At 46.3% G+C, this 12,246-nt stretch carries 5 protein-coding genes; 3 read left to right on the plus strand and 2 right to left on the minus strand.

Annotated elements, in window-relative coordinates:
• Positions 1-26: 26 nt before the first annotated feature.
• The 3 genes from ACLGGO_RS09285 to ACLGGO_RS09295 all read left to right on the plus strand — a co-directional run bounded on the left by ACLGGO_RS09285 (position 27) and on the right by ACLGGO_RS09295 (position 10,755).
• A complete protein-coding gene (locus ACLGGO_RS09285; RefSeq protein ID WP_446419083.1) occupies positions 27-5,603 on the plus strand; it encodes an amino acid adenylation domain-containing protein in 5,577 nt (1,858 codons plus the stop codon).
• Between the two features lie 324 nt (positions 5,604-5,927).
• Entirely contained in the window at positions 5,928-10,355 is a 4,428-nt protein-coding gene (locus ACLGGO_RS09290) for a non-ribosomal peptide synthetase (protein WP_446419084.1), read from the plus strand.
• 49 nt (positions 10,356-10,404) lie between these two features.
• On the plus strand, positions 10,405-10,755 hold the full coding sequence (locus ACLGGO_RS09295; RefSeq protein WP_446337377.1) for a thioesterase II family protein: 351 nt from the start codon (positions 10,405-10,407) through the stop codon (positions 10,753-10,755).
• A gap of 18 nt (positions 10,756-10,773) precedes the next feature.
• On the opposite strand, the gene ACLGGO_RS09300 is transcribed toward ACLGGO_RS09295, so the two are convergent.
• Together ACLGGO_RS09300 and ACLGGO_RS09305 are read right to left on the minus strand one after the other, a co-directional pair.
• On the minus strand, positions 10,774-11,175 hold the full coding sequence (locus ACLGGO_RS09300) for an ExbD/TolR family protein (protein ID WP_446337376.1): 402 nt from the start codon (positions 11,173-11,175) through the stop codon (positions 10,774-10,776).
• Complete coding sequence (locus ACLGGO_RS09305) at positions 11,159-11,809, minus strand: MotA/TolQ/ExbB proton channel family protein (protein WP_446337375.1); 651 nt, start codon at positions 11,807-11,809, stop codon at positions 11,159-11,161. The genes ACLGGO_RS09300 and ACLGGO_RS09305 overlap by 17 nt, the downstream gene beginning before the upstream one ends.
• Positions 11,810-12,246 lie beyond the last annotated feature (437 nt).

Genomic DNA, 12,246 nt, shown 5'->3' on the forward strand with positions numbered 1-12,246 from the left:
GGCACAACAGCGATGAACGAAAACTCATGAAAGCAGACAACATCCAAGATATCTACGAACTTTCCCCCGCCCAACAGGGTATTCTCTTCCACAGTTTGTACTCTCCAGAGTCAGGGGTGTATTTCGTCCAACTGTGCTGTACTTTGCGGGGTTATCTCAATCCTGAAGCGTTTGAGGACGCTTGGCAACGGGTGGTAGCGCGGCACACAGTCTTGCGGACTAGCTTTTATTGGGAAAACCTTGACAAACCGCTACAAGTTGTGAATCGGCAGGTAAAACTGCCGTTCGAGCAACAGGATTGGCGAGAAATGGCGGCAAAGGAGCAGCAAGAGCAGTTAGACACATTTTTGAAACGCGATCGCGCCTCCGGCTTCAGTTTTGCTCAAGCTCCGTTAATCCGCCTGACGCTAATCCGCATTGCTGAGGATGCTTATCAATTTATCTGGAGTAAACACCATCTGATTCTGGATGGCTGGTCAACCGCATTGGTATTCAAAGACTTTGTTCAACAGTACCAAGCCCTTTGTCAAGGTCAAGATTTGCCCTTAGCAGCGAGCGGAGCCTATGGAGATTACATCGCCTGGTTACAGCAACAAGATTTAGCCAAAGCCGAGAGGTTCTGGCGGCAAGCGCTAGGTGGAATACAAGCCCCCACCCCTCTAATCAGTCTGACGGGTGATATCTCCCCTGACCAAAAACCAGACTACGAGGAACAGCACATCAAGCTATCGGCAGAAACCACAACAGCCTTGCAATCCCTGGCAAGGCAGCATCAACTCACGCTGAACACCCTGGTTCAGGGAGCTTGGGCGTTACTGCTCAGTCGCTACAGTGGGGAAAGCGATGTGATTTACGGTAACACGGTATCGGGTCGTCCCGTAGATTTGGTGGGAGCCGAGGCGATGGTGGGACTGTTTATTAATACCTTGCCCGTGCGGGTTACCATCGATAGCGAACAGGCTTTAGTCCCCTGGCTGCAACAGCTTCAGACTCAACTGGTGGAGATGCGCCAGTACGAATATAGCCCCCTGGTCAAGGTTCAAGGGTGGAGTGAAATACCACGAGGTGTGCCGTTATTTGAGAGTTTGGTGGTGTTTGAGAACTACCCCGTGGAGCGAGGGAGAGAGAAATGGAATATTGATTTAGAAATTCACAACGTTAGGAGTATTGAAGCAACTAACTATCCCTTAACCGCGATCGCTATACCCGGTGTTGAATTAGAATTCATCCTCTCTTACAATCGCCATCGCTTTGACCAGCATACCATTAGCCGAATGCTGGGGCATCTACAAACCCTGCTTCAAGGTATGGTTGCCCATCCCTATCACCCACTCAAAGACTTACCCCTGTTAACAGACGCCGAACTGACAAAGCTATGGGTTGAGTGGAATCAGACGCAGCGGGACTATCCCCAAAATCACTGTCTTCATCAACTGTTTGAAGCTCAAGCCTCAAAAACCCCCGATGCTGTGGCAGTCGTCTTTGCAGACAAGCAACTGACTTACCGACAACTCAACCAAAAAGCCAATCAACTGGCACATTACCTGAAAACATTGGGTGTCAAACCCGAAGTCTTGGTGGGGATTTGTGTTGAGCGCTCAATCGAGATGGTTGTTGGATTATTGGGCATCCTCAAAGCCGGTGGAGCGTATGTTCCTTTCGATCCCGCCTATCCCCCAGAGCGTCTAGCTTTCATGCTTGAAGACTCCCACATTTGTGTGTGGCTCACTCAGGAAAACTTGATCGCCACGTTGCCGAAACATCACGCGCAGGTTGTCTGTCTAGATGCCGACTGGGAGGGCATTCGTCAATGCAGTGATCAGCCTTGCCCAAACCGAGCAACCCCTGACAACCTCGCCTATATCATCTACACCTCCGGCTCGACGGGCAAACCCAAAGGCGTAGAAATTACCCACCGTGCCTTAGTTAATTTTCTCACCGCCATGGGTCAGACGCTGGGGTTGAGTCAGAACGATAGTCTCTTATCGGTAACGACACTATCCTTTGATATTGCTGCGCTGGAACTTTATCTCCCTTTAATCCTAGGGGCAAACGTCATCATTCTCCGTCGTGATATTGCTGCTAACGGCATCCAGTTATCCCAGCAATTAGCCCAGACACAAGCCACTGTTATGCAAGCCACACCTGCAACCTGGCGGCTGTTATTAGCGGCAGGATGGCAGCAGTCTTCTCCCCTGAAAATTCTTTGCGGGGGTGAGGCGTTATCCCGTGAACTCGCCAATCAATTGCTAGAACGGAGTACGGAAGTCTGGAACTTATATGGTCCGACAGAAACGACCGTCTGGTCAGCCGTCTATAAAGTTGAGCCTCAAGAGGATAAGGGTATTGTTGCCATCGGTCGCCCCATTGCGAATACTGAATTTTACGTTCTAGACTCCCATCAGCAGCCCGTTCCTATAGGCGTTCCCGGTGAATTGTATATTGGCGGTGTCGGTTTAGCCCGTGGGTATTGGCATCGGGCAGAACTGACGACAGAGAAGTTTTTCACCCTAGACCATTTGGCTAAACAGGATGCTCTCCCCCCAAGGGTATACAAGACAGGAGACTTAGTACGTTACCGCGCCGATGGAATACTAGAGTATTTGGGCAGGATTGACGAGCAGGTTAAGGTTCGGGGGTTCCGCATCGAACTCGGAGAAATCGAAACGATTTTAACCCAACATCCGGCTGTGGCAGAAACTGCGATCGCACTTCGTCAGGATGAACGGGAAAATCCTAGCTTAGTCGCCTATGTCGTCTTGCAGCCAGAGCAGACTCTCACCAGTTCTCAGGTGCGTCGCTTTTTAGCACAGAAGCTGCCATCTTATATGATTCCCTCGGCATTGATGGTACTCGATAAACTGCCCCTGACGCCCAATGGTAAAATTAACCGTCGCGCCTTACCTGCACCAGATTGGTCACAACGCAACCCAGAGCAGACTTACATTGCACCTCGCACACCCATTGAAGAGGTGATTGCCGGGATATGGACTCAGGTGCTTGGTGTTCAGCAAGTGGGGGTTGAGGATAACTTCTTTGACTTGGGAGGACATTCTCTCTCAGCAACCCAGGTTATTTCTAGGGTGCGAAATGTTTTCCCAGTAGAACTGCCCCTACGCACTCTTTTTGAGAGTCCCACGGTAGCTAGTTTGGCAGATTCTATCCAAACCATACAGGACTCCCATTTACACCTTCCCCCACTACATCCAGTTTCACCGGAGCAACCCCTACCTTTATCCTTTGCCCAAGAACGGCTGTGGTTTCTCCACCAGTTAGAGCCAACGACTGCTACCTATAATATGCATGCTGCCGTGCGTCTTACAGGTGTGCTGGATATTCAAGCATTGGAGGATAGTTTCAACGAAATTGTCCGGCGTCACCATGTCTTACGCACCAACTTTACAGTTGTGGATGGACAACCCGTTCAAGTTATTGCTCCCACTTTGACCCTAACTATTTCAGTTGTCGATTTGCAAGGGTTGTCGGAAACTGAGCGAGAGGCTCAAGTGCGGCGACAGGCGAAAGGAGAAGCCCTGTTTCCCTTTGATTTAGCCAAAGGAGCGCTATTACGAATCAAGCTACTAAAATTAAATGCATCGGAACACATTCTTCTGTTTACGATTCATCACATTGTCTGTGATGCTTGGTCACTTGGGGTATTGATTCGGGAATTCACCCAGTTATACGAAGCCTTTGTTAACGGAAAACCATCACCTCTGCCAGAATTGCCAATCCAATACGCCGACTTTGCCAATTGGCAGCGTCAGTGGCTTCAGGGAGAGGTATTAGACGCCCAACTGTCTTACTGGCAACGACAATTAGCGGGTATCCCGGCAACCTTAAGCTTACCCATACAACGCCAGCCCCCCGCTATTCCTACATTCGGCAGCGCTAACCAGTCATTCCACCTCTCTAGTGCCACCAGCGAACAACTCCAAACCCTCAGTCGCCAAGAGGGAGTCACTCTGTTCATGACGTTACTGGCAGCATTTCAAACCCTGTTGTATCGCTACAGTCATCAAAAAGACATCGTTGTTGGCACCGATGTTGCCAATCGTAATCGCCAGGATATTGAGCCACTGATTGGCTTTTTTGTCAACCTCTTAGTGCTGCGGACTGACTTATCCGGTAATCCTAGCTTTCGGGAGTTGCTTGAGCAAGTACGAGACGTAGCATTAGCCGCTTACGAACATCAAGATTTGCCCTTTGCCAAGTTAGTAGAAGTTTTGCGTCCTGATCGCAATTCGAGTCATACCCCCCTATTTCAAGTCTTGTTTGTGCTGCAAAATGCTCCTTTACCTGACTTAGATCTTTCAGGATTAACGGTCAAACCTGTAGAAATAAATACCGAAATTGCTCGATTCGATTTAGCTCTGTTTATGGAACAAACTGATACCGGAATTATTGGAACTTTTAAATATAATACTGATCGATTTGAAGCCAAGGGGATTACCCAATTTTGCCATCAGTTTGAAACGCTGATCAGTCGCATTCTCAAAAACCCTGACACCAGAATTGATACGTTAGAACTGCTTAGTGAAGCTGAAAAACAAAAACAAATGACAGAACAAACCCAGCGGAAACAAGTCAAATTTAGCAAATTTAAATCTATCAAACCCAAAGCCGTCAGTTTACCCCAACGGCAATTAATTAAGACCCGTACTCTTCAACCTGGACAATCCTTACCGTTAGTCATCGAACCCGATAGCGATGAAATAGACCTAGCCGACTGGTCAACTAGCCACCGAGAATTCCTTGAAACCAACTTACTCAAACACGGAGCCATTTTATTCCGGGGATTTAATCTTAATTCTGCTGCCGATTTTGAAAAGGTTGCCAATGCCATACACCCGCATTTATTTGGAAACTATGGGGATTTACCCCGCGAAGGCGTCAGCGGCAAAGTTTACGGTTCCACCCCTTATCCATCCGATAAAACTATCCTATTTCATAATGAAAGTTCTCACTTGCATCGTTTGCCGCTAAAAATTTGGTTTTTCTGCATTCAACCCGCCCAACAGGGTGGAGAAACCCCCATTCTTGACTGTCGGCAAGTTTATCAGCGACTCAATCCTAAATTGCGAGAAAAATTTGAGCAAAAGCAATTAATGTATGTTCGTAACTACACGGAAGGATTAGATGTAAGCTGGCAAGATTTCTTCCATACCACGAATAAAGCAGAGGTGGAACACTACTGTCGTCAAGCCGATATGGAGTTTGAATGGCTAGAGAATAATGGTTTGAAAACGCGCAAAATCCGCCCCGCTGTCGCCAAGCATCCTAAAACTGGAGAGTTGGTATTTTTCAATCAGCTTCAGTTGCACCATATATCTTGCTTAGACTCAGGCGTTCGCCAATCTTTATTGTCTCTATTTGGAGAAGATAAGTTACCGCGTCATGTTTACTACGGCGATGGAACGCCGATTGAGGAGTCAGTTATGGAAGAAATTGAAGCAATTTATCAAGCCAGTAAAATTAGTTTTACATGGCAGAAAGGAGATATGTTGATGTTAGATAATATGCTAACGGCTCACAGTCGCAATCCTTATGTCGGTTCTCGCAAAATCGTTGTCGCCATGGCAGATTTGATTACCCTAGCATGAGCTATCTTGCTTTTATTCTTGTCACAGATAGGGTCAAAGATAGCAGTTTTTTCTGGGGGACTAGCCCCCCAGACCCCCCGTGGAAAAAAAGCGAAGCAACATCTGGCTTCCCCCTTCACAAGGGGGACGGGAGGGGGATAGGACGAGTGCCTCCCCCATACCCCCTGCACAACGCAACGCTAGAATATATCTCATTAGGTGGGCTTTATTTGTCAATAATAATGTCAATAATGCTTCATTTTGTGCCGCTAAAAACCTGATTTTAAAAGGTTTTAAACTGCTTGACATTCCTTCAGCACACTGACATAAACTTAGGAGTAACAAATGCAAACTCAAACGATTGAAGGATTTCGGCTGTCACCTCAACAAAAGCAGCTTTGGTTATTACAACAAGGTAGTAGAGTCTATCAGGCTTCTTGCGCGATCCAGATTCAAGGAAATCTGAATGTTGATCATTTAAAAGAAGCCTTAGAACGAATTGTTAATCGACATGACATTTTCCGCACCCGCTTTCACCGACAACCCGGAATTAAACTGCCAATTCAGGTGATAGAAACAAGTGGAACCCTATCCTGGACTCACGTCAATCTCAACGAATTAAGTCTGCAAGACCAATCCGCCCATATTCAGCAACGACTTCAAGAAAAAATAGACTTGAATTTTCTCTCTCAACTGGAATCTATAGTATCTGCATCGCTGCTAACACTGTCAGAGAATCACCATATTCTGTTGGTAATATTACCCGCTTTATGGGCAGATAGTTGGACGCTAAAAAACTTGGTTAAAGAAATTAGCCAAACCTATAAGGCTTGTTTGCAGGGTGAAGACGTATCTGAAGCAGAACCCGTACAATACCTGCAATTTTCTGAATGGCAAAATGAAATTCTAGAGGACGAGGATGCCGCCACAGGAGAGGCTTACTGGCGTGAGCAAGACGTTCAAACGATAACACTTCCTTTTGAGGCTGAATCTCTAAGTGCTGTACCCTTTGAACCTGACGTTTATCGGGTAAACATTAATCCAGGGGTTGCGGCAAACATTGAAGCCTTAGCTTACAGAACTAAGGTTACTCCTGCTGAAGTCTTATTCGCCTGTTGGTATGCCTTACTTTGGCAATTAACAGAACAATCAGAGATTACGGTCAATACAGTTTACAGTGGCAGAAGTTATGAAGAATTGCATGAAGTGATGGGACTGCTTGCCAAATGGCTACCTGTCCACTGTTCGTTAAAAAACAACTTAAAATTTAGCGAATTCTTGTCAAACTTGGGTGAAAAGTTGGGTGAAATTGACCAGTGGCAGGACTATTTTACCGGACAAGAGAGTACAGATGCTGATAAAAACACCAACTTGCCGATTAGTTTTGAGTTCGATGACTGGTCTGATCAGTATTATGGGGGTGATGTTTCGTTTTCTATTGATCAGAAGTCTGTTTGCTTTGAGCGATTTAAATTAAAGCTTCGCTGTGTTCGCAAACAAGAGTCTATCATTGCTGAATTTCACTACGATAGGCAACGATTTGACCAAGAAGTGATTCAATGCTTTGCCGAACAATTTCAAACAGGAGTTGAACAGGCTGTCACCAATCCAGAGATGGTAGTGAGTGAGTTAAATTATATCAGCGATCGCACTCGCCATCACCTACTCGTCCAACTCAACGATACTCAAACCCACTATCCTCAAACTCACTGCATTCATCATCTATTTGAGCAGCAGGTAGAACGCACACCAGACAACATTGCCCTTGTCTTTGAAAACCAACAACTCACCTATGCCGAACTCAACAAACGTACCAATCAATTAGCCCATTATTTGCAACGCCAGGGTGTTGGTGCTGAAGTATTAGTGGGAATTTATGCCGAGCGGTCAATCCATAGTATCATTGCTATACTGGGTATTCTCAAAGCTGGTGGAGCTTACCTTCCTCTTGATTCAGCATTACCGTCAGAACCTTTAGCCTTCCGGTTGCAAGATGCTAAAGTACCCGTCCTCTTAACCCAAAAGAGACTTCTCAAACGCCAGGATACTCAAGTTCCTACCGTGGTGTACCTGGATGCAGATTGGCAAACAATCGCCCAAGAGTCTGATACCAATCCCACCAGCGAAGTGACACCGGAAACCCTAGCCTATGTCCTCTACACGTCTGGTTCTACAGGTGAACCTAAAGGCGTTGCTATTGAACATCGGCAAATCCTGAATTACTTGTATGCTATTTCCGAAAAATTGGATGTACCAGCAGGTGTCAGCTTCGCTACCGTTTCCACCTTTGCCGCTGATTTAGGCAACACGGCAATTTTCCCCGCCTTGTGTACAGGAGGATGCTTACATATCCTATCCCAAGAGCGAGCCTCTGACCCGGAAGCACTCGCCGAGTACGTCCAACATCATCCCATTGACTGCCTCAAAATCGTTCCCTCTCACCTGGCTACCCTCTTAGCCTCCTCTGCATCTGCGTCCATCCTACCGCGTCAATGTTTAGTTCTGGGGGGTGAAGTAGCCACCTGGGAATTAGTTGGCAAAATCCAGGAAGCTGCACCGAACTGTCGCATTATCAATCACTATGGTCCCACAGAAACGACGGTTGGTGTCCTCACCTATCCGGTTCAGAACAAGGGTAATCGTTATCACGCCAAAACCGTTCCCATCGGTCGTGCGATCGCTAATACCCAAGTTTACCTCCTGGACGAACAATTGCAACCTGTACCCATCGGCGTACCGGGCGAATTGTACATTGGCGGTGCTGGGGTAGCCAGGGGTTATCTCAATCGTCCCGAACTAACGGCACAGAAATTTATTACACTAGAAAATCTAGGCGGACAAAATATCCACTCCCCAAGGCTGTATAAAACAGGGGATAAAGCACGCTACTTACCCGATGGTACGATTGAATTTCTCGGACGGGTAGACTATCAAGTAAAAATCCGAGGTTTTCGCATCGAACTCGGAGAAATTGAAAGGGTACTGAGTCGGCACCCTGAGGTACTTCAGACCGTGGTCATCGTTCAAGAAGACTACCCCAGCAATCAGCGTCTAGTAGCCTATTTTGTCCCTAAAGGGAAGCAAGCCTCCTCTACTCAGAAACTGCGCCGCTTCTTGAAGAAAAAGCTGCCCAATTATATGATTCCCTCTACCTTTGTGATACTCAAAGCCCTCCCCATAACCCCTAACGGCAAGGTAGACCGTCGTGCCTTACCTGCACCATATCAGGCACACCCTGAACTAGATAAGGGCTTTGTCGCACCCCGTACTTCCACAGAAGAAGTTCTGGCAGCGATTTGGGCGGAAGTCTTGGGACTTAAACAGGTCGGTGTCCACGACAACTTTTTTGAATTGGGCGGACATTCCTTGCAGACCATACAATTGGTATCAAAGATATCAGTAGCAATGCACTTGAATTTGTCTGTTAAGCTTCTATTCTCGCACCCTACCATTGCTGAGCTAGCGGATGAACTTGAGAATCTTCTCCAGAAGCAGGAATGTCCCAAGCCAGGGTCTTCAAAATCTGTCTCTGATTCAGTCCAGACTGCATCTTTTGAAAATCTTCCCCTACAACAAGCTTCCCCTTTCTTCCAAGTAGAACGCCGCTCTTTGCTTTCCTTATTTGCCACCGGGAAGATTGCCCCTGTCGATGCAGTTGCCCTAAGTTATTTAAACATCAACGCCTCTTACTTTGAAGAAAAAGGTCTGAGTCATGATGATCTTATTTACAACTGTCTTGACAACCTTCCTGTCATAACTAGTATCATTGAAACCCCTTGGGGGCGCATTGCTAGTTTAATGCTGCCTCGGTTTAGTTTTGAACTTTACAGTAACCGAGAGGATATAATCAATCTGATTGTCGAAGCCTTGGAAATTGCTGGACGACTCGGTGCTCGGACTGTTTCTTTAACTGGTCTTATCCCCTCAGCAACCGATTATGGTTGTGCAATTACCAAAGCAATTGTGGATTGGCAGAATTTACCGATGATTTCGACGGGTCATGCTACAACCAGTTCTGCTGTTGTCCTAGCAGTAAAGAAAATTTGCGCTGCAAGTGGGCGTAACATTGCTCAAGAACGAGTTGGATTCATAGGTTTAGGTTCTGTTGGGATTAGCTCTCTTCGTCTCATGTTGAACTGTTTGCCGCATCCAGAAGAAATAACGCTTTGCGATGTCTATACAAAGCTCGGCTTCCTCGAAAAAAATCGGCAAGAAATCGTCAGCGATTTAGGTTTTAAAGGAGTTGTGCGTATAGTAGCATCACAGACACAAGTTCCAGATGAATTTTACGAGGCAACTTTAATAATTGGCGCGACCAACGTACCTGATGTCCTAGATATCACACGGGTTAAACCTGGAACTCTGATTGTTGATGATTCAGCTCCCCACTGTTTTGTATCAAAACTTGCTATTGAGCGATTTCAGGCACAGGAAGATATTCTCTTTACCGAAGGAGGCGTATTGCGCTCGCCACATCCCATCACTCGTTTGAGGTATTTACCACGATATCTGGAAAAAATTATGAGTCCAGCCGAAATGGAGGATTTTTTTAAAGGTAATCCCTTCAACATAATGGGCTGTGTTTTTTCCAGTCTACTTTCTTCTTGCTTCGATCTTAAGCCAACTGTAGGAGTATTGGATTGGAGAACATCTGTTGATCACTACGAATTTCTCAGTAGGTTAGGGTTTCAGGCTGCTGACTTGCATTGTGGGGACTATACGCTGCCAGAAGAATCAATTCGGAACTTTCGGCAACGTTTCGGCAATTCATAAAATTTTCCTCGGTGATATAGCACTACGCATTGATGTTAGGACAATACAATTGAGTAAAAAGGCAATACCTGATTCAGAATTCCTCGAAGAGTTACGCCGTCTCAATGGTACACCCCAAGCGGTGCTAGAGAATGCCGAACTGATGCAGTTTGTGCTGCCTATCCTGCGATCGGATTTTGCGGTACTTGAAACCTATGTTTACACCCCTAAGTCACCCCTGAATTGTCCGATTTCCGCCTTTGGGGGTTCAGATGATCCAGAAGCGACCTGGAATGATTTGGAAGGGTGGCGGATTCATACCAGGGCTGCATTCTCATTGCGTATGTTGCCTGGAGATCACTTCTTTTTGCATTCAGCCGAGAGGTTGCTGTTGCCAATTCTTGCCGAGAATTGTCATTGACAAAGCGTGCGATCGCCTCTACTGTCTCTGAGCTGCGATCGCTAATTTGGTTCCCTCAATTTGACGCAACCGATCCATCACGCTCACCACCCGACCATGATCGACTTTTTCATCAGCATTGACAATGACAAGGGATTCACTATTCGGCACAACTAAAGCGCGAACGGCTTCTTCAAGCGCCTCTAATTCAATCGACTGGCGATTCAGTGCAATTTTTCCATCGGGCTGAATCGTAACCGTAATTTCAGTACTCGGCTGATTTTGGGCAGTTGTAGCATTCGGTAAATTCACTGACAACCCTTCTGAACGGGTCAAGTATAGCGTCGAGATAATGAAAAATGCCAAAATCGAGAAAATCACATCGATCATCGGCACGATGTTGATTTCCCCTGGCTTCTCTGACTCATCTGGAAGCCGCATAAACATCTCTCCTTTGCTCATATTGACGACGATAAAGCAGTTCTAACTGACCGCCATATTCCTGAATCAACGCCAGTTGTCGCTGATAAAGTCCTCGGAACATATTGGCGAAAAAGAGGGTAAAAATTGCCACAACCAGCCCCATGACGGTTGAAACCAAAGCTTCGGAAATTCCACCCGTGACTCCCGTCGTGCGGGTTCCCCCAACATCACCAATATTCAGGGAAGAAAACGCTGTTATCAAGCCCAAAATCGTTCCCAAAAGACCGAGGAGAGGAGAAATACCAACAATCGTATCAAACACGGTATTAAATCGCTTCAACGTTGGCAATTCTGCCTGAGCTGCACTCTCTAAAGCCAGACGGAATTCCTCTGGGTTCGGGTTATCGAGTTCTAACGCTTCGAGAAAAATCTTGGCAATCGGCAAATCAGCATTCTGCTGTAGATAGTTGATAGCCGCGTCTGGCTTTTCTCGGTAAAGCTTCAGAACGTCTTTCACAACTCGGCGTTGCCGACGAGTGACTCGAAACCAAAAAAACAATCGCTCTACAATCAGGGCGACTGCCGCCAGGGAAAATAGGAGTAGGGGCCAAGCGACGATTCCGCCTGCCTGGAAAAATGGAATAATGGGCATAGCCTCTCTTGCAATTATGATTCAACAAGCTCAGCCAGCTTTCCGGCGTACCGTGGGAGTACAAGCTGATAATTATTTTCAATAGATGTATTGCTAAATCGGTTTCCTTGTCAAGTAGTTGAGCAAAATATTTTTCGTTACTCAAGAGTCGCCAGGATGTTTAGCGATCGCTTCCCCAGACTAAACCACGGAGAATAGGGCTTTTCGCGACTCTTGGGGAAAGCAAACTTCTACGATTACCGGAAATCTTTCCACTTGACAGGGGGAGTAAATTGTTATATTTAAGCAAATTTGTTGAAAATAACTTTCAAAAATTTTTTGTGGATATTCGTGACTAGGCTTGCCATGTTATACTTGCCAAGTTCATTTATTGTTTCACCGTTAATGCAACTTATATGCAATAATCTGGAGTGGTTGAGACGATAGGCGCTTGAGTA

Source organism: Coleofasciculus sp., from assembly GCF_046565525.1.
GTDB lineage: Bacteria > Cyanobacteriota > Cyanobacteriia > Cyanobacteriales > Coleofasciculaceae > Coleofasciculus.